Below are 18,389 nucleotides of genomic sequence, written 5' to 3'. Positions count from 1 at the left end.
CTGGGCTCAGGAGGAGACCGGCGGGTCCAGCAGTCCGGCCAGGTCCGCGAGGACCGGGTGGCGCGTGACGTCCTTGAGGCTGATCGCCCGGTCGAGGGCGACCGCCAGCTTCACCGCGGCCAGCGAGGTGCCGCCGCGGTCGAAGAAGTGGTCCTGGCGGCCGATCCGGTCGGCCGGGATGCCGAGGACCGTCGCCCAGGCCGCCGCGAGCCGCCGCTCGGCGGGCGTGTCCGGCCCGTCCCCGACGGCGTCCAGGTCACCGGCGAGCGCGGTGAGCGTCCTGCGGTCGGTCTTGCCGTTGGCGGTCAGCGGCAGCGACGCCCGCCAGTGCACGACCGACGGCACCATGTACGCGGGCAGCGACGCGGCGAGCCGCTCCCGCACGGCGTCGGCCGTCACGGGCCGCGGGCCGGTGCAGAACGCCACCAGCTGCGTCCCGCGCACGACGACCACCGCGCCGTCCCGCACCCCGTCCACCCGCAGCAGCGCGTTCTCGATCTCGCCGATCTCGACGCGGAACCCGCGGATCTTCACCTGGTTGTCCCGGCGCCCGAGGAACTCCAGCTTGCCGTCGGGGCGCCAGCGCCCGTGGTCCCCGCTGCGGTACAGCCGCTCACCGGGCCGGTACGGGTCCTCGGTGAACGCCGCCTTCGTCCGCTCGGGGTCGTTGACGTACCCGCGGCCCACGCAGACCCCGGAGAACACGATCTCGCCGGGCGCGCCCAGCGGCACGGGCACCAGGTCCTCGTCGACCACGTACACCCGCACATTGGAGACGGGCCGGCCGAGCGGGACGCGGTCGCCGTCCGGTGCCCGGTCCATGACCTCGTGGTTGGTGTCGTCCGAAGTCTCCGTCAGACCATAGGCGTTGACGAGCCGCACCCCGGGCCGCGCGGTGAACCAGCGGTCCACCAGCTCCTTCTTCACGGCCTCCCCGGTGACCGACACGCAGCGCAGGTCGGGGAGGTGGCGCGGCTGCCGCTCCAACTCGGCGAGCACCGCCTCCAGATACGACGGCACGACCTGGAGGACGTGTACGCGCCCCGCCTCGACGGTGTCGACGAACCGTGCCACGTCCAGGATCACGTCCTGCTCCACCAGCAGCGTCCGCCCGCCCACGAGCGGCGCGCAGACCAGCTGCCACAGGGAGATGTCGAAGCACTGCGGCGCGGTCTGCGCCACCACCTGCCCGGCGCCGATCCCCAGGTCGTCGAGCTTGGCGTACACGTGGTTGAGGAAACCCGCGTGCTCGCACATCGCGCCCTTGGGCTCACCGGTGGAGCCCGACGTGAAGTAGATGTAGGCGAGTTGGCCCGGCGTGACCGTGATGCCGAGGTCACCGTCCGGGTGGCCCTCGGCGTACACCTCGTCGACGTAGAGCGTCCGGTCGGAGGGGTCGCCGAGCGAGCCGTCGCTGCCGTGCTCGGTCAACACCAGGGCGCATCCGGCGCGTTGGAGCACTCTCGCCACCCGGTCGGCCGGGAAGTGCGGCTCGACGGGCAGATACACCCCGCCCGCCTTGAACACGGCGAGCACGGCGGCCATCCAGTCCAGGTTCCGCTCCAGCACCACGGCGACGACACCCTCGCGGGCGAGGCCCCGGGAGAGCAGGCCCCGGCTCAGCTGGTTCGCGCGGGAGTTGAGCTCCCGGTACGTCCACTGCCGGTCGCCCTGCACCGCGGCGACCGCGTCCGGACACACCGCCACCATGTCCTCGAACAGCTCGTGCACCCGCCGGTCCGGCAGTTTTCGTCGCGGGCCCGCCAACTCGTCGAGCTGGAAGCGGAGTTCGGCGTCCGACAGCAGTACCGGCCGGTCCGGCTCGGCGAGGACGGTCAGGTGGTAGCCCGCGACACGGGCGGCTGCCTCCGCGTCGAGGACGTCGGTGCGGTACCGCAGCCGCAGCGTGCGCCCGGTGACGCTCACCTGCAGCGCCGGGTCCTCGTCGGCGGGTTCGCCCGACAGTGCGCCGAGGACTGCGGCGTGCGCGGCCTTCAGTGCGGCGGGCTCGGCCGACACCCCGTCGGGCAGGGGCACTTCGTGCTCCGCCACACCGGGCACCGGAGTGAGCGTCCACCGCGGAATGATCTCCATCGTTCTCTTTCCCCCTGTTTCCTTCTCCCTGTGGCACGAGCCGTCAGGGAGCCATGTGCTGTCCGGCGCGCCGTGGCGCCACCGCCGGATTCCCGCCCCACCGGGACCGCGCGGGCATCTCCTCGCCCTTCATCAGGAAGGAGTCGGCGGCCAGTTCGGCCCCGTCGCCCATCGAGACGCCGTAGTGGACGAGCGCCCCCACCCCGAGGGTGCAGCCGGCCCCGATGGTGATCATTTCGGACTTGAAGGTGCCGTCCTCCTGCGAGTGCGACTGCACCTTGGTGTGCGCCGACAGCGTGCAGTCGTCGCCGATCGCGGTCAGCGTGCGCTCGGTGATGTAGGCGCCGTCGTCGAAGACCCGCCTGCCCATGCGCACACCGAGCAGCCGCCAGAGCACGTTCTTGAACGGCGTGCCGTTGAACACCTGGAGATAGGTGTCCGGCACCTTCCACAGTCGCTCGTGCCACCAGAAGTACGGGTCGTAGATCGAGCACAACTTCGGCTCCAGCGGCCGGAATCCGCCGACCAGCCGTTCCACCAGCACGTAGTACCCGGCGGTGAAGCCGAGTCCGAGCATCAGGGACGCGCCGATCAGCAGGCCGCCGGTGATGCCCTCGCCGCCGTACAGGTCGACGGCGCCGAAGCCGACCACCGTGAGCACGAACCAGTGCAGCCAGCGGACGAACAGGTACAGGCCCATCGAGCGCAGGTTGGAGCGGTTCTTCGCGGCCAGCCGGCGCTTCAGCTCGTCGCCCTCGCGGAGATGGTCGAAGCGGCTGTCGCGCTCCACCGAGCGCGGGATCTCGAAGCAGGGCGAGCCCAACAGGCCGACGCCCTCGCGGATTTCGCCGTCGATCGGCACCATCACCTTGGTGGCGAGCAGGCAGTTGTCGCCGGTGCGCCCGCCCGAGGGGTAGGCGATGTTGTTGCCCAGGAAGTTGCGCGGTCCGATCGTGGCGCGCGAGAGGCGGAACGACGTGCTGGAGAAGTCCGCGTTGACGATCGACAGCCCGTCCGCGACCATCGTGCCGCTTCCGACCGTGGCGAGATACGGCGTCTCGTGCTGCACCTCGGTACCGAAGTTGGAGCCCGTCTGCTCCACCACGCCGAGGTCGTAGCCGATCGCCTTGAGGTAGCCGACGACGTAGGAACTGTCCCCGAACAGCCACTTGAAGAACTTCAGGTTGGTCATCCGGGCCACCGCGCGCTGCACCGAGTAGTGGAAGCCGTACAGCGGATACACCCGGTCCGGGCGCAGCAGCGGACGCAGCAGCCTCGGCACCAGTGACACGGCGGCGAAGCCGAGCACGACGAACGCGGCGAACGCGGCGAGCGACAGCGCGAGTGCCTCGCCGTAGAACCGGGCGGAGCCGAGGTCATGGGTGTCGGGATCCAGCAGGTGGTCGAGGGCCGGGACCACGGTCAGCAGCATGTAGCTGCCGCCGATCGCGAGCGGCACGTAGACCAGCAGCATCTGCAGGATCGCGGCCAGGCCGTAGCCGAAGCGGCGCAGCGCGGAGCAGGGCGCGTGCGGGACGCGGACGTAGTCGACGTCCGTGGGCTGCGCGGGGGAGCCGTGCGCGCGTCGCCCCGCCGGGACGTGGGCTCCGTCGTACAGGGCGGAGGAGTGGCCGAGTTGGGACCCGTCGCCCATGACGGTGCCGATGTCGAGGACGGTCTTCTCGCCGACGTAGACCCCGCTGCCGAGGGTGACCCGGCCGGTGCGGATGCGGCCGGCCCGTGCCTGGTAGCAGAGGAAGAAGGTGTCCTTGCGGATGACCGTGCCGTCCCCGATGGTCAGCAGGTCGGTGCAGACCGGGACCGAGTGGGTCAGGATCGTGACGCCCTTGCCGATGCGGGCGCCGAGCGCGCGCAGGTAGAGGACGTAGACCGGGTTGCCGGCGAACAGGATCATCGGGTTGGCGTGCAGCAGGGCCTTGACCGTCCAGAACCGGACGTACGCGAGGCCCCAGACCGGGAACTCGGTCTCCTTCCAGCGGCCCACGAGAACCCACTTGGCCACCACCGGCACCGTGCACACACCGACGAACACCGCGCCGCCGAATATCGCGGAGCGCAGATAGACCTGCACCACGCCGTTACCCGAGGAAACCCATTCGTAGCCCTGTCCGGTGACGATCCCGGCGAGCGCGCAATACAGCGCGAAAACCAGGAACTGAAGCACCCCGCACAGCAGATAGCGGTTCGTGCTCCCGGCCGGCGGTGCCTCCGCCTGAACCGGCGCGGCGGGCTCGGGTGTGTCGGCGAGTGCGGCCGCGAGACTGCGGATCGTGGGATATCCGTAGACGTCCCGCATCGATACCGACGGCAGATCCTCGCGTTTTCTCACCCGGGCGCAGAAATGTGCCATGACCAACGAGTTGGCGCCCAGGTCGTCGAAGAAGTGACTGTCGAGGGGTATCGCTTCCTTGCGTACGACACCGGCCAGGACCTCCGCGAGGACGGTCTCGGTCACGGTGCCGGGTTTTCCCACCACGTGGCTCCTTGATACTGATCGTCGCCTTTGAATGTGCCAGAGGCGAATACGGCGGAGTCGCACCCGGAGTTCACGGCGGGAAAATGTCGAAAGGCACGCGAAACGGATGGGATGAATGGGAATTCATGAGAATGGAGTTCCGCATTGTGTACAGAGTTGCCATGTGTTCGAGACCCCGGTCATGGGCCTGTGTGATTCCCCCGAGTCGTGTGCGCTGACGTCCCCACGCGCGCAACGAATGCAGTCCGGATTATTTCTGGACATTCTGGAACGGGTCAAGGCTCTTTCGGTCAATGGCGCTTTTTCGTCTTCGCCGGCCGGGGTGCTGGTCAACAGAAATTGACGGTCGAAGTCCCCACCGGGACACTCTCCGGAACGACCGGGAAAGTATCGAATGCGGCTTCGAATGCCGGGGCGATTGTTTTCGGCCAGCGCGCGCATGACACGACCGCCTCCGAGGGCGTCCCGCCCGGCCGACGGCCCCGGGGGATGAGTGCATCCCGGCGCGGCGGATACCTTTAGGGCGTGCAGTCAGCAAGTGAAACCCCCGAGCGGCCCACCAGCCGGTTCCACCGGGCGCGTGCCCTCTACCGGAACGTCTCCAAGCGCAGGACCGCCTGGCTGCTGGTCAAGGACACCGTCAACTCCTGCATGGAGTACCGCATTCTGGGCCTCGCGGCCGAGGCCGCGTTCTTCACGCTGCTGTCCGTCCCGCCGCTCCTGCTGAGCCTCATCGGCCTGCTCGGCTACGTCGACAGCTGGACCGGCGCCGACAGCATCGCCGGGCTGGAGAACAACATCCTGGAGGCGTCCCGCACGGTCCTGTCCGACAAGGGCGTGCACGAGATCGCCCAGCCGATCCTGCACGACGTGATGAAGGGCGGCCGGCCCGACGTCATCTCCATCGGCTTCCTGTTCGCCCTGTGGTCGGGCTCCCGCGCGGTCAACGTCTTCATCGACACCATCACCGTCATGTACGGCCTCGACGGCGTGCGCGGCATCGTCAAGACCCGCATCGTGTCCTTCGCCCTGTTCGTCGCGGCCCTGCTGATCGGCTCGGTCGCGCTGCCGCTCATGGTCGCCGGGCCGGACGCCGTGGTGAACGTGGTGCCGTGGTCGGAGACGGTCGTCCAGGTCCTGTACTGGCCGGTCGTCATCGTCCTGTCCGTCGTCTTCCTGACGACGCTGTACCACGTGTCAGTGCCCGTCCGCTCCCCGTGGATCGAGGACGTCCCCGGCGCCCTGGTCGCCCTCGCCATGTGGGTCCTCGGCAGCTACCTGCTGCGCATCTACCTCACCAGCACGGTCGAGGGCCCCACCATCTACGGTTCCCTCGCCGCGCCCGTCGCCGTGCTGCTCTGGATCGGCGTCTCCGCGTTCGCCGTGCTCGTCGGCGCCGCCGTCAACGCGGCCATCGACCGCGTCTGGCCCGCCGCCGCCACCGCCGCGGCCCGCGCCGCCAACGAACGCCGCCAGGAGGAGCAGGTCGCCGAGTACGTCGCCCGCAGGGCCGCGGTCCGCGCCCGGGACGACGAGGACGACGACGACCCCGACGACTCCTACATGCCCTCCGAGTTCCCCGAGCGCTGGTCCCGCTTCCTCCCCCCGGAGGACGTCACCTCCCGCCTCCGCACCCACGCGAAGAGCACCCACAACCACAAGGGCACCGGCGACTCCTCGCAGTCACCGGACAAGTGAGCGCACCGCCGGTGGCGCGGGGAACCGCGCCACCGGCCACGACCGCCCGCGGCCGGCGCACGGGCCCGACGCGCCCCGGCCACGACGGCCCCGCGGCCTACGAACAGGCCGTCCACACCCCGGCCGCGGCCGCGTCCCGCACGAACTCCGAGAAGTCCCGCGGCTCCCGCCCGAGCACCTCCCGCACCCCCTCGGAGAGATACGCGTTCCGCCCGTCCAGCAGCGACCCGAACAACTCCACCAGGAACTCCACCTCCTCCGCCGGCACCCCGAACCCCGCGAGCACGTCCCCGTACTGACGGGCCGACACCGCCCGGTACCCCAGCGCACGCCCCGTCACCGCGGCGATCTCCCCGACCGCCTCCCCGAACGTCAGCAACCGGGGCCCGGACACGGTGATCACCTGCCCGGCATACCGGTCCCCGGCCGTGACCGCCGCCACCACCACATCCGCGATGTCCCGCACGTCGACGAACGGCTCCCGCACCTCACCCCCGGGAAACACCAGCTCCCCAGTCTCCCGGAACCCCTCCACCAAGGGCCCCTCGCTGAAGTTCTGCGCGAACCACGACGCCCGTACGACGGTCCAGTCCGCACCGGACGCCCGCACCGCCTCCTCCGCCGGCCGAGCCCGCTCCTCACCCCGGGACGACAGCAGCACCAGCCGCCGCACCCCCAGCCCGACCGCCTCCCGCGCGAGCAACCCCACCGCACGCCCCGCGTCCGGCGCCCCCACGTCCCCCGGATGCACGAGATACGCCGCGTCCGCGCCCCGCAGGGTGTCCGCCCAGGTGGACCGCTCCGCCCAGTCGAACCCCCACGCGCGCGAGGCCTCCCGCACGGTCAGCCCCGCCTCCCGCGCCGCCTGCGCCACCCGCCGCCCGGTACGCCCCGAAGCGCCGGTGACCACCATCGTCGTGTTCCGCGCGTTCTGTGTCATGCCCAACAGTCAACGCCCGCGCGCCGGCACCGCCCATCGCTGAACGGCTCATTCCCATAAGCGCCCGTCTACGCTGGCCGCATGGACGCCCTGGCAGGCCTTCTGGAGGGCCCACGCGCGCGTGGCGCCTTCATGATCCGCGCGTGCTTCGACCCGCCGTGGGCGGTACGCATCGAGGACCGCGCCCCGCTCACGGTCATGCTCATGGTCCGCGGCGACGCCTGGATCACCCCGGACACGGGGGAGCGCGTACGGCTGCGGCCCGGTGACCTCGCCATCGCCCGCGGCCCCGACCCGTACACCTGCGGAGACACCCCCGACACCGCCCCGCAGGCCGTGATCCTCCCCGGCGGCGCGTGCCACTACCCCGACGGCACACCGCTCAACGGCTCCATGGACCTGGGCGTCCGCACCTGGGGCGACCGCCTCGACGGCTCGACGGTCATGTTCATCGGCACGTACCTCATGCGCGGGGAGATCAACGGCCGCCTCCTGGACGCCCTCCCGCCGCTGCTGACGCTCCCCTCCGAGGTCTGGGAGTGCCCGCTCACCCCGCTCCTCATGGAGGAGACCGTCCGCGACGAACCCGCCCAGGAGGTCGTCCTGGACCGCCTCCTCGACCTGCTGGTCATCGCCGCGCTGCGGGCCTGGTTCTCCCGCCCGGAGGCGGAGGCCCCGGCCTGGTACCGCGCACAGTCCGACCCGGTCGTGGGCCGGGTCCTGCGCCTCCTCCAGGACGACCCCGCCCACCCCTGGACGGTCGCCTCCCTGGCCGCGAAGGCGGGCGTCTCGCGCGCGGCCCTCGCCCGCCGCTTCACCGACCTCGTCGGCGAACCCCCGATGTCCTACCTCACCGCCTGGCGCCTCGCCCTCGCCGCCGACCGCCTCCGCGACACCCAGGACACCATCGGCGCGATCGCGAGACAGGTCGGCTACGGCAGCGCCTTCGCCCTGTCCACCGCCTTCAAACGGGTCCACGGCGTGAGCCCGCAGGAGCACCGCACACGGCCGGGATGACCACTCCGCCGGCCGTCAGGCCGTCGGCGTAGCCTTGTGAGCGTGTACGTGGAGAGGGCGTCGCGGCTGCCGGGCGCGGTGGTCTGGAGCCGAACCGTCGAGAACCCCACCACGGGGCCGGTCCTCCCCGACGGCTGCATGGACCTCCTCTGGAACGAGGACCGCCTATTGGTCGCTGGGCCGGACACCCGCGCCCACGCCTCCGGCGGCGAACCCACCCGCTGGGCGGGCATCCGCTTCGCCCCCGGCACCGCCCCCACCTATCTCGGCGTCCCCGCACACGAACTCCGCGACCGCCGCGTCGACCTCACCGACCTCTGGCCCACCGCGACGGTCCGCCGCCTCCACGCCCGCCTCGCCAAGTCCCCAGACCCGACAGCCGAGTTGGAGCGACTGGCACTGGAACGCGCGACCCGCACCCCGGCCCCCGACCCCCTGCTGCGCCACCTCGTCGCGGCCCTCGGCGCCGGCCGACCCGTCGCCGCCACCGCCGACGAACTCGGCCTGGGCGCACGCCAGTTGCACCGCCGCTCCCTGACCGCCTTCGGCTACGGCCCCAAGACGCTCGCCCGGGTGCTCCGCCTCCAGCGCGCCCTCGCCCTGGCCCGCGCCGGAGTCCCCTTCGCGGAGACGGCGGCCCGGTCCGGTTACGCGGACCAGGCCCATCTCGCCCGGGACGTCAGGGAGTTGGCGGGGATGCCGCTCGGCGAACTACTCGGCAGAGCCGGCTAGCGGGGCGAAGAGGTCCACTCCGTTGCCGTCGGGGTCGTGCAGGACGGCGTACCGCTGCCCCCAGAAGGCGTCCCACGGCTTCAGCTCGCCGTGGTGCCCGGCACCGACCAACTCCTCGTAGACCCGGTCGACTTCGGCAGGGTCGTCGCAGAGCAGGGCGAGCGCGGCCCGGCTGCCGCTGCCGCCCCCGGGTGCCCGCCACCCCGGATGGAACGAGCGGACCGTGTCCTCGGTGTCCAGCAACAGCCGCAGCCCACCGGGCAGTCCGGCCTCCGCGTGCGGCAGGCTCTCGGCGCCCTCGGGAAACGCGAACCCGAGCCGGCGGTAGAAGGTGACAGAGGCGGCCATGTCGGAGACGACCAGGCCGATCGCGTCGCATCGTGGAGTCATGGGAGCAACCGTAGGCGGGCCGGGCGGGCCGGTCTTGAACGAATCGGACACGTGGTGGGGCGTGTGCGGCCGGCCGCTCAGCCGAAGGCGACCGGCCCGCGCGGGGTGTCCAGCGTGAAGGAGAGACGCACCGGCCCGCTCGTCACCGCCAGCTCCACCCCCACGGCCGACAGCAGCGGGCGGATCTCCTCCGGCACCGGCGCCGTCGCGGACAGCTCCAGCAGCGGAGCGACGGGCAGATCCGGCGTGGTCGTCGGATGCGGCGAGGAACACCAGTCGATGAGAAACGGCACCAGACCGGACGGATGCGCGGTGTTCCCGTCGGTGAGCCGCCACTCCAGCAGTGTCCCGTCGGGCCGGCGCCGGCTCATCGCCCGCACCGGCCCGGGGTCGTACCCCCGCGCCCGGGCCGCCGCCACCGCCGCGTCCAGATCGGGAGGGGAGACCGCCCAGGTCACCGTCCGGGCGGCGGCCAGCCCGTCGACCCCGAAGGGCCGCGGACCGGACGTCTCCGGCTGTTCCGGGTCCGGCCCGAGGATCTCCAGATAGCGCGAACCACCGAGGGAGACAAGGCAGTTGCGGGTGCCGAGCCCGACATGGGCTCCGCCCGCGACCGGCGCGATCCCCGTACGCCCGGTGAACTCGGCGACCGTGGCCGCGAGATCGGGGGTCGCGAGGACGAGATGATCGAGAAGTGCGGGAAGGGCATTCATCCCCACCGAGGCTACGCGGCGGAACCCCACCACAGCAGGGGAAAGCACCTCAATTCCGGTGCGCACGACGGAATACCCGGCGCCACATCGACGAAGACGGCCGCTCATGTCGGCGAAGGCGCCGGCTCCATGTCGACGATGGCGCCTGCTCCATCGCCCCGCCGCCGGAGAGAGACCGCGCCCCCGGCGTGAAATAGGCTGGCCCGCATGGCTGCCGCGCCCCGTCTCCTCGTCTACACCCGGACGACCGCCTACCGCCACGACTCCATCCCGGCCGCCGTGGCGGCCGTCCGCACCCTCGGCCCCTTCGAGGTCACCGCGACGGAGGACCCGGCCGCCTTCGAACGCCCCCTGACCGACTACGCCGCCGTCGTCTTCCTCTCCACCAGCGGCGAGGTCCTGACACCCACGGGCCGCCGACACCTGGCCGCCCACGTCGAGTCGGGCGGCGGCTTCGTCGGGGTCCACGCGGCGGCCTGCACGGAGTACGACTGGCCGTACTACGGCGACCTGCTGGGCGCCCGCTTCGCCGGGCACCCCGCCTACCAGCCCGGCAAGGCCGTCGTCGAGGACGACACCCACCCGGCCACGCGACACCTGCCCGCCGTATGGCAGTTCACGGACGAGTGGTACGACTTCCGCACCAATCCCAGGAGTTCGGTGCACGTCCTCGTCACGGCCGACGAATCCTCCTACCAGGGCGGCCGGATGGGTGCCGACCACCCCCTGGCCTGGTGCCAGGAGAAGGGCGCCGGACGGGTCTTCTACACGTCGCTGGGCCACGCCTCCGAGGCCTACGAGGACCCGGCCTTCCGCGCACATCTGCTCGGCGGCATCAACTGGGCGGCGGGACTGGCCTAGAGGCGCCGCCCCCCGCCGCCACGGTCACGAACTGCGGTTCGCGTACCGGCCGCCCGGAACCCCGGTGCTCGCGCGCTCCACCAGCCGCGTCGACAGCTCCGTCCGCGTCCCCTCCGGCCGGTCCCCGTCCATCAGCCGGACCAGTAACCGCAGCGCCGTCGCCGCCATCTCCGACAGCGGCTGCCGGATCGTGGTCAGCGCCGGCGTCACCCAGCGGGCCTCGGGCAGGTCGTCGAAGCCGACCACGCTGATGTCGTCCGGAACCCTCAACCGCCGTTCCGCCAGCGCCTCGTAGACGCCCAGGGCCATCCGGTCGGAGCAGACGAAGACCGCCGTGGGCGGCTCGGGCAGGTCGAGGAGTTCGCGCGTCCGGGTGCGGGCCGTCGCCTGGTCGAAGCCGCCGTGGCGGATGTGGTCGGGGCGGATCGGAATCCCCGCCGAGGTGAGCGCGGAGCGGTATCCGGCGACGCGGGCCGCACTGCACATCTTGTGCCGGTGACCGGCGATGACGGCGATGCGTTCGTGGCCCAGGGCGAGCAGGTGCTCGGTCGCGGTCACCCCGCCCTGCCAGTTGGCCGCGCCGACCGACAGCACGCCCGGCGGCGGCTCGTGCACGGGGTCGATCATCACGAACGGGATGCGGTGCTGGTCGAGCCAGGCGTACTGGGACGGGGTCAACTCCGCCAGATTGAACAGGACTCCGGACGAACCCCGGCCGACCAGCCTGTCCAGCCAGCCCCGTTCGGGCCGGTCCGCCCGCGTCCGGCTGAGCCCGGCCGAGACCACCACCTCGTACCCCGCTTCGTACGCCGCCGCCTCCACCCCGTGCAGCACCGCCCCCGACCAGGAACTGTCCAGGGAGTGGACCACCAGGTCGACCATTCCCGGAGCCCTGCCCGCGTCGAACCTCGGCCTGCGTACGTACCCGAGCCGTTCCAGCGCCTCCGTCACCCGCCGCCGCGTCCCCGGCGCCACGTCCTCCCGGCCGTTGACCACCTTGGACGCCGTCGGCACGGACACCCCCGCCTCCCGGGCCACGACCGCCAGCGTCGGCCCCGCAGGCCCGCCCGCGCTCCCCGTACGGACCATCGGATACCGCCTCTCCAGCCCGCCCGAGGGCCCTCGAAAGTTTCCGACCAGCGCCGCTTCCCGCGACCGGCCACCCGTCGATCAGAAAGCGCTTCCTACGATAGGCGTGCCTCAACACGGCGGGAAGACCAGGGAATTCACCTGATGGCACCGACCCGATCTTTCGAAACCCCGGACAGGGGAGAAAGCGCCACCTTCGGACCGGTCGGACCCACACGTCTCAGCCGGGCCGGCACGTCAGCCGGAAACCTGCGAAGTCCGCCGTGAACCCGTCCCCGACCGGATCCCACGCATGGACCCCTGCCATCGCCCCCGTGAACCGCAGCCGCGACCCGTAGTCGTCGGACAGCCGACTGAAGTCCAACTCCGGCCCGACCGGCGTCCGTTCCCCCTCCCGCAGCCACCAGAACCTCGCCCCCGCCCCCTCGACCGTCACCCCCAGCGTCAACGGCCCACCGGCATCCACCGCTACGACCGCCACCTGCCGTGTCCCGCTCTCATCCCGTTCCACCAGGCTCAGCACCGTACGGCCACCCCCCGCCCACTGCTGCCCCCGCTGCCCCTCGCCCTCGGGCTCCGCCCATGTCAGATGCAGGCTCAGGTATGCCTCGGTCCCGTACCAGAGCACCAGCCCGGCAGCTTGCGTGAAGGTCAACGGCCGCGCCTCGACCGTCACTTCGGCCTCCGCGCGGTGCTCCGTGATCCGCTGGGCCAGCAGACTGTGCGCCCACCGCGACTCCGGCCCGTGCCGCCCGCGCAGCCGGATCCAGCCGGGACGGGTGCCGACGTCGGCCCAGGACGGGTCCGGGTACCCGCGCGGACTGCTCCACGGCCAGCCCAACGGTCCCTCGGAGTGCGGGAGTTGCTCCAGTAGGGCGGGCCGTGTGGGTACGTCCACCTCGACCGCCGGATGCCAACCGCCCTGCCGCAGCCTCGGCCGGCCGTCCTCGTCCCAGGTCACCGCCTGGATCGCGGTCTCCCGGCCCAGGGTGCAGCGCGGCCCGTCCGGAGTGGCGACCGGGCGGGCCGCCAGATGGCTCAACACCCACTCCCCGCCCGGCAGTTCGACCAGTTCGCCGTGTCCCGCCTTCTGCAACGGCACCGACGGATCGTCTCGGGACGTCAGCAGCGGGCGCTCGTCCACCTCGTAGGGATCGGTGACCGTACGGGCGCGTGCCGCCAGCACGCCGTGCTCGAATCCCGTGCCGCCCTCCGCGAGCAGCAGGTGGTACCAGCCGCCGCGCCGCACCAACTTCGGCCCCTCCACCAGCCGTTCACGCTGGAGCAACAGCCGTGTGGGGCCGATCGGGGCGAGCGTGTCGCGGTCCAGTTCGGTGGCGACGATGCCCGCGAAGCGGCGGGCCCCGGGGCGGCAGTCGTTCTGGAGGTTGAGCAGCCACAGCCGGCCCTCGTCATGGAACAGCGCCGGGTCGAAACCGTGGCTCACCACCCGCCGCGGAGCCGTCCACGGCCCGGCCGCGTCCGTCGCCGTCGTCACGTACACGTCCAGGTCGAAGTACGGCGTGCCGACCGAGCGGACCACCGCGTACGTCAGCCAGAACCGCTCCCCGTCCCAGCTCAGCGAGGGTGCCCAGACACCGCCCGAGTCGGGGACCCCGGCGAGGGAGTCACCGGGGATCGCGCCCCGGACATGGCCCGCGTACCGCCAGTCGGCGAGATCGCGGGAGCGGTGGATCGGGATCGTGGGAAACCACTCGAAGGAGCTCGTGGCCACGTAGTACCAGTCGCCGACCCGCACCATCGACGGGTCGGGGGCGAAACCACGGACAACGGGGTTGCGCAGCACGGTCACTTGAGGGCTCCCAGGGTGACGCCGGTGCGCCAGTAGCGTCGCATCGCGATCATCATCACGGCCATGGGGATGATGGAGAGGAGTGCGCCGGTCAGGACCAGGCCGGTGAGGTCGACGCCGGATTCGAGGCGTTTGCCGGTCCAGTTGTAGAGGCCGATGGTGAGGGTCCAGTTGGTCTCGCCGCGCAGGACGGTCAGGGGGAGGAAGAAGGCGTTCCAGGTGTTGACGAAGGCGAGCAGGAAGACGGTTGCTGCGCCGGTGGTCATCATGCGCAGGACGATGCTGAGGAAGATCCGCAGTTCGCCGGCGCCGTCCAGTCGTGCGGCTTCGAGGAGTTCGAAGGGGATGGTGGCCTCGGTGTAGACCTTGGCGAGGTAGACGCTGAAGGGGTTGATCAGGCAGGGGATCAGCATGGCCCAGGGGGTGTCGACCAGGCCGATGGTCGAGAACATCAGGTAGAGCGGCAGGGTCAGCAGGGCGATGGGGATGAGGAAGGAGCCGATCACGCAGGCGAAGACCGTGCTGCGGCCGGGGAAGTCGAAGCGGGCGAGGCCGTAGCCGGTGGCGAGGGCGATGAGGGTGCCGCCGAGGGAGCCGATGCCGGCGTAGAGGAGGGAGTTGGCGGTCCAGCGCAGGAAGATGCCGTGGTCGTAGGTGAAGACCTGGCGGATGTTCTGCCAGAGGTGCATGCCGGAGAACCAGAGGCCATTGCTCTGGTAGAGGCCTGTGCGGTTCTTGGTGGCGGCGACGATCAGCCACCACACGGGGAAGAGGCTGTAGGCGCTGGCCAGGGCGAGGCCGGCGAGGAGGAAGCGCTGGCCGCCGCGTGAACGGGCCGCCGGATCGGGTGTGTTGAGGCGGCGGAGCTGGCGGGTGCCGCGGCGTTCTTCGGTGAGGGTCATCAGTGGGCCTCCTTCGCGGTGAGCCGGTAGAAGAGGAAGGAGGCGAGACCGAGGAGGAGGGCGAGGAGGACCGAAAGCGCTGCCGCGTAGTGGTAGTTGCCGGCGTTGAAGGCCTGGTTGTAGATGACCATGATCGGTGTGAAGCTGTCGTCGACGGTCTGCGGGGTGACGTTGCGGAACAGCGCGGGCTCGTTGAAGATCTGCAGCATCTGGATGATGGACAGCATCCCGGTCAGCACCAACGCGCCCCGTATGTAGGGGATTTTGATGCTTGTTGCGATGCGGGTCTCGGAGGCGCCGTCCAGCCGGGCCGCCTCGAACAGCTCGCGGGGGACGCCCTGGAGCGCGGCGTGGATGATGACCATGTTGTAGCCGATGCCGTGCCAGGTCAGCAGGTTGCCGATGGACGGCCACACCATCGACGGTGCGAAGAAGTCCCAGGACAGGCCGAAGACTCTGCCCAGCGGTGTCAGCGGTCCGACGTCCGGGCTGTAGAGGTTGATCCACACGATGGCCGCGACCACCCCGGGGATCATGTACGGCACCAGGAGAAGGATCCGGAAGCGGCCCGCCGCCCTGGCGGACAGTGCGTCGAGGAACAGGGCCAGGAGCAGGCTGGCGAGCAGCATCAGCGGGATCTGCACGCAGGCGAACACCACCACGCGCAGGACCGCGTTCATGAACGCCGCGTCGGTCAGGCCCTGCTGGTAGTTGTGCAGGCCGGAGAACGTGTCGGTGCTGCCGCCCAGGCCGAGTCCGGAGGACTGCGCACGGTACAGGGACTGGTAGAGGGCGTAGCCGATCGGGATCAGGTAGAGGAAGACGAAGCCGAGCTGGAAGGGCACCGTGAACGCGGCGCCCTTCCAGCGCTGGGAGCGGATCATCGGTGCCGCCTCAGCCCTTGACGCTGATACCGCGGGACTTCAGGTCCTGGACCGTCCACTCCTGCATGTGCGCCAGCAGATCGGTGACCTTCTCCTGCTTGCCGACCACCTTGCCCCACTGGGTCTGCAACTCCGTGAACATCGCGGTCCAGTCCGGGCCGAACACCCAGTCCGACGTCACGGTGCCGAGGCTGTCGGTGACGACCTTCTTCGCGGGCTCGTAGTTCGTCCCGAGGAGCTTGTCCGAGATCGACTCGGCGACGTACGCGTCGCTGTCGGCCAGCGCCGGCATCACCCCGTTACCGGTGGTCGGGCTCGCCATCGTCCGTACCGCGCCCGGGTTCGTCGACAGCCACAACGCGGCCTCGGCGGCCTGCTGTTGGTGCGCGCACTGCTTGGTCACCAGCGTGACGCCACCGCTCTGGTTCGTCCCGGCGGGCGTCTTCGCGGCCTCGCCCGCGAACGTCGGCCAGGGCGACAGCGCCCACTTGCCGTCGGACTTGGTGAAGTTCTGCACCATGCCCGCCATCTGCCAGGTGGAGATCTGCCGGGTCGCGGTGCCGCCGTTGTCGAAGTTGCGCTGCACGGCCGCGTAATCGGCGAACGACAGCGTGGAGTTGAGGTCGTCGTCGATGATGTCCTGGATCACCTGGGCGGCCTTGAGGCTGCCCGCGTCCTGGAAGTCGACCTTCCAGGCGTCGCCGTCGATCGCGTACCAATGGGCGCCCGCCTGCATCGCAAGCACTTCGAGGGTGCTGGGGTCCTCACCGGCATAGTTGGTGATCTTGATGCCGTGCTTCGTGAGAACCTTGCCCGCGGCGATGAACTCGTCCCACGTCGTCGGCGCCTTGAGACCGTACTTCTTGAAGACGTCGGTACGGTAGATCGTGAACGCCGGGGCCGAACTCGTCGGCACGCCATAGGACTTGCCCTGAACCTGGGCACTGGACCACGCGCCCGCGTTGAACTTGTCCCGGTCCGCTGAGACATACTGCGAGATATCGGCCAGCGCGCCCTGCGAGACCCAGGTGGTCACGTACTCCGCCGTGTTCTGCACCAGGCAGGGCGCGTTGCCCGCCTTGACCGCGTTGGTCAGCTGCTTCTGCATCGTCAACTGGTCGGTGACCTTGGTGTACTTGAGCCTGACGTCCTTGTGCGCGGCGTTGAACGCCCGCACGACCGCGTCCTGACCGTTGGCCCAGCCCCAGAAGGGGAGGGTGACGGGACCGGAGGACGCCTTGTCCTCCGAGCCGGATCCGCCGCAGGCGGAGAGCAGACCCGTCAGCGCGAGGCCCGCGACTGCTGCGCGAGCGAACCTTCTCCTGGGGCTGGTGGAGTTCATCAGACCGTGTTCCTTCGGAAGCGATAAGGTAGAAACCGGTTGCTGGGAAGGTAGGCAGGATGGACTGTTCGGAGCAAGAGGTGTGCAGCACCTTGTTTCGACGGGCCTGTACAGACCCCGTCTGACCTGCGGATGTGGAAGGAAACCGGTTACGTAACAGAGGATCTTCCGAGCGCTCCGGCCGCTTCGGCAGCTCCCCTGGGGCCCGTGGCCCCGGTCCTACCGGCCCTGGTCGTGCCGTGCGGGCGGCCGGACCGAGTTCCGTACGACGACATGCGTGCCCAGCACCAGATGGTCGCCGTCGCCGCCCCTGCGCCGGCCCGCGCCGCCGCCCTCCCGCCGGTCCGCCACCGCGCGCAGCGCGACCCGGCCCATCTCCTCGTACGGGACGTGCACGGTGGTCAGCTGCGGGGTCAGCTGGGACGCCAGCGGGATGTCGTCGTAGCCGACGATCGACACGTCCTCCGGGACCCGCAGGCCCGCCGCGCGCAGTGCCTGCATGGCGCCCGCGGCGACCACGTCGGTCCCGGCGAGCACCGCGGTGAAGTCCACGCCCTCCTTCAGGGTGTCCTCCACCGCCTCGTACCCGTGCTCGTAGTCGTACGGGCCGTGCCGCACCATCCCCGGGTCGAAGGGCAGGCCGTACGCCTCGAAGGCCCGTTGCGCCCCCTTCAACCTGCCCTGTGCCGTGGTGAGTTCGGCATGTCCGGGGAGCACCAGGATCCGGCGGTGGCCGGCCGAGAGGAGGTGGCTGGCCATGGCGTAGGCGCCGCCCTCGTTGTCGTAGTCGACCGTCGTCGCCGGGACGTCGCCCTCCAGCGGCGGGCGGCCGACGAGCACGAGGTGCGAGCCCGCCGCGTCGAGGGAGCGGGCGAAGCGGGCCATGCGCAGGCGGTACTCGTCGAGGTCGTACGCGCCGCCCAACAACACCACGGCGGCCACGCCCTGTTGGCGCATCAGGTTCACCAGCGCGAGCTCGCGCTCCGGGTCGTCGCCGGTCGTGCCGACCAGGGAGAGCCAGCCGCGCAGGGTGGCCGCGCCCTCGACTCCCTTGGCCACGTGGGCGAACGCGGCGCCGGTGATGTTGTTCATGAGGATCGCCACCGTGGGCGTGCCGCCGCCGGCCAGGGAGCGGGCGTGCGCGTTGGTGACGTAGTCCAGGTCGCCGACGACCTTCAGCACCCGGCGGCGCAGCTCCTCCGACACCGGGTAGTTGCCGGACAGCACGCGCGAGACGCTCGCCACGGAGACCCCGGCGCGCTCCGCCACGTCCCGGATCGTCGCCCGGCCGGTGTCGCCCGACGCCCTGCGCTGACTCACCGTAGCGACTCCTTCGTCATGACCATGTCTCCAGCGGATGCCTGAGGCGTGCCCCCGCGCCGGTCCGGAAACCGTATCCCAAGGCCATGCCCGGTGC

General features: G+C 70.9%; 15 protein-coding genes. 4 read left to right on the top strand and 11 right to left on the bottom strand.

The genetic code is table 11. The features are described 5' to 3' along the window. Positions 1-6: 6 nt before the first annotated feature. Both ACIPTO_RS03835 and ACIPTO_RS03830 read right to left on the bottom strand, forming a co-directional pair. Positions 7-2,094: an amino acid adenylation domain-containing protein gene (locus tag ACIPTO_RS03835; protein ID WP_401189264.1), complete on the bottom strand. Its 2,088-nt coding sequence runs from the start codon at positions 2,092-2,094 to the stop codon at positions 7-9. Between the two features lie 43 nt (positions 2,095-2,137). Beyond that, a complete protein-coding gene (locus ACIPTO_RS03830) occupies positions 2,138-4,588 on the bottom strand; it encodes a Pls/PosA family non-ribosomal peptide synthetase (RefSeq protein WP_401189263.1) in 2,451 nt (816 codons plus the stop codon). Positions 4,589-5,116: 528 nt separating this feature from the next. Here ACIPTO_RS03830 and ACIPTO_RS03825 point away from each other — a divergent pair. Continuing rightward, on the top strand, positions 5,117-6,289 hold the full coding sequence (locus ACIPTO_RS03825) for a YihY/virulence factor BrkB family protein (RefSeq protein ID WP_366312034.1): 1,173 nt from the start codon (positions 5,117-5,119) through the stop codon (positions 6,287-6,289). A 97-nt stretch (positions 6,290-6,386) separates the two neighbouring features. Here ACIPTO_RS03825 and ACIPTO_RS03820 read toward each other — a convergent pair whose 3' ends face one another. After that, positions 6,387-7,229, bottom strand: coding sequence for an NmrA family transcriptional regulator (locus tag ACIPTO_RS03820; protein WP_401189261.1), 843 nt, complete (start codon positions 7,227-7,229; stop codon positions 6,387-6,389). Between the two features lie 81 nt (positions 7,230-7,310). Here ACIPTO_RS03820 and ACIPTO_RS03815 point away from each other — a divergent pair, with 81 nt between their 5' ends. Beyond that, positions 7,311-8,246, top strand: a complete 936-nt coding sequence (locus ACIPTO_RS03815) for an AraC family transcriptional regulator (RefSeq protein WP_366312030.1) — start codon at positions 7,311-7,313, stop codon at positions 8,244-8,246. 42 nt (positions 8,247-8,288) lie between these two features. Beyond that, the gene (locus tag ACIPTO_RS03810; protein WP_401189259.1) at positions 8,289-8,978 is read left to right on the top strand and encodes a helix-turn-helix domain-containing protein; all 690 of its coding nucleotides are present in this window, start codon (positions 8,289-8,291) and stop codon (positions 8,976-8,978) included. On the opposite strand, the gene ACIPTO_RS03805 is transcribed toward ACIPTO_RS03810, so the two are convergent. Next, positions 8,958-9,368, bottom strand: coding sequence for a VOC family protein (locus ACIPTO_RS03805; protein ID WP_401189258.1), 411 nt, complete (start codon positions 9,366-9,368; stop codon positions 8,958-8,960). The genes ACIPTO_RS03810 and ACIPTO_RS03805 overlap by 21 nt on opposite strands. Before the next feature lie 77 nt (positions 9,369-9,445). Next, positions 9,446-10,081 (bottom strand): VOC family protein, encoded by a 636-nt coding sequence (locus tag ACIPTO_RS03800; RefSeq protein WP_401189256.1) that lies wholly within the window; start codon positions 10,079-10,081, stop codon positions 9,446-9,448. 207 nt (positions 10,082-10,288) lie between these two features. Here ACIPTO_RS03800 and ACIPTO_RS03795 point away from each other — a divergent pair, with 207 nt between their 5' ends. Further along, the gene (locus tag ACIPTO_RS03795) at positions 10,289-10,942 is read left to right on the top strand and encodes a ThuA domain-containing protein (protein ID WP_401189254.1); all 654 of its coding nucleotides are present in this window, start codon (positions 10,289-10,291) and stop codon (positions 10,940-10,942) included. Between the two features lie 24 nt (positions 10,943-10,966). Here ACIPTO_RS03795 and ACIPTO_RS03790 read toward each other — a convergent pair whose 3' ends face one another. The 6 genes from ACIPTO_RS03790 to ACIPTO_RS03765 form a co-directional block, all read right to left on the bottom strand. Further along, positions 10,967-12,031, bottom strand: coding sequence for a LacI family DNA-binding transcriptional regulator (locus ACIPTO_RS03790; RefSeq protein ID WP_401189253.1), 1,065 nt, complete (start codon positions 12,029-12,031; stop codon positions 10,967-10,969). Between the two features lie 220 nt (positions 12,032-12,251). Then, on the bottom strand, positions 12,252-13,844 hold the full coding sequence (locus tag ACIPTO_RS03785) for a family 43 glycosylhydrolase (RefSeq protein WP_401189251.1): 1,593 nt from the start codon (positions 13,842-13,844) through the stop codon (positions 12,252-12,254). Further along, positions 13,841-14,746, bottom strand: coding sequence for a carbohydrate ABC transporter permease (locus ACIPTO_RS03780; RefSeq protein WP_401189249.1), 906 nt, complete (start codon positions 14,744-14,746; stop codon positions 13,841-13,843). The genes ACIPTO_RS03785 and ACIPTO_RS03780 overlap by 4 nt, the downstream gene beginning before the upstream one ends. After that, positions 14,746-15,630: a carbohydrate ABC transporter permease gene (locus ACIPTO_RS03775; protein ID WP_401189247.1), complete on the bottom strand. Its 885-nt coding sequence runs from the start codon at positions 15,628-15,630 to the stop codon at positions 14,746-14,748. The genes ACIPTO_RS03780 and ACIPTO_RS03775 overlap by 1 nt, the downstream gene beginning before the upstream one ends. A 10-nt stretch (positions 15,631-15,640) precedes the next feature. Continuing rightward, positions 15,641-16,972: an ABC transporter substrate-binding protein gene (locus ACIPTO_RS03770; RefSeq protein ID WP_401189245.1), complete on the bottom strand. Its 1,332-nt coding sequence runs from the start codon at positions 16,970-16,972 to the stop codon at positions 15,641-15,643. 219 nt (positions 16,973-17,191) lie between these two features. Next, positions 17,192-18,292 (bottom strand): LacI family DNA-binding transcriptional regulator, encoded by a 1,101-nt coding sequence (locus ACIPTO_RS03765; RefSeq protein ID WP_366312010.1) that lies wholly within the window; start codon positions 18,290-18,292, stop codon positions 17,192-17,194. Positions 18,293-18,389: the final 97 nt, after the last annotated feature.

It is taken from the genome of Streptomyces sp. NPDC090083, from assembly GCF_044747445.1.
In the GTDB taxonomy this organism is placed as follows: Bacteria; Actinomycetota; Actinomycetes; order Streptomycetales; family Streptomycetaceae; genus Streptomyces.
The sequence above is the reverse complement of the archived record's forward strand: the minus strand, read 5'-3'. Positions and strand labels throughout refer to the sequence as shown.

Bases quoted from the DNA above. Each gene is read 5' to 3' on its own strand.
- ACIPTO_RS03835 (WP_401189264.1), bottom strand. From the start codon at position 2,094: ATGGAGATCATTCCGCGGTGGACGCTCACTCCGGTGCCCGGTGTGGCG.
- ACIPTO_RS03820 (WP_401189261.1), bottom strand. From the start codon at position 7,229: ATGACACAGAACGCGCGGAACACGACGATGGTGGTCACCGGCGCTTCG.
- ACIPTO_RS03815 (WP_366312030.1), top strand. From the start codon at position 7,311: ATGGACGCCCTGGCAGGCCTTCTGGAGGGCCCACGCGCGCGTGGCGCC.
- ACIPTO_RS03805 (WP_401189258.1), bottom strand. From the start codon at position 9,368: ATGACTCCACGATGCGACGCGATCGGCCTGGTCGTCTCCGACATGGCC.
- ACIPTO_RS03800 (WP_401189256.1), bottom strand. From the start codon at position 10,081: ATGAATGCCCTTCCCGCACTTCTCGATCATCTCGTCCTCGCGACCCCC.
- ACIPTO_RS03795 (WP_401189254.1), top strand. From the start codon at position 10,289: ATGGCTGCCGCGCCCCGTCTCCTCGTCTACACCCGGACGACCGCCTAC.
- ACIPTO_RS03790 (WP_401189253.1), bottom strand. From the start codon at position 12,031: ATGGTCCGTACGGGGAGCGCGGGCGGGCCTGCGGGGCCGACGCTGGCG.
- ACIPTO_RS03780 (WP_401189249.1), bottom strand. From the start codon at position 14,746: ATGACCCTCACCGAAGAACGCCGCGGCACCCGCCAGCTCCGCCGCCTC.
- ACIPTO_RS03775 (WP_401189247.1), bottom strand. From the start codon at position 15,630: ATGATCCGCTCCCAGCGCTGGAAGGGCGCCGCGTTCACGGTGCCCTTC.
- ACIPTO_RS03770 (WP_401189245.1), bottom strand. From the start codon at position 16,972: ATGAACTCCACCAGCCCCAGGAGAAGGTTCGCTCGCGCAGCAGTCGCG.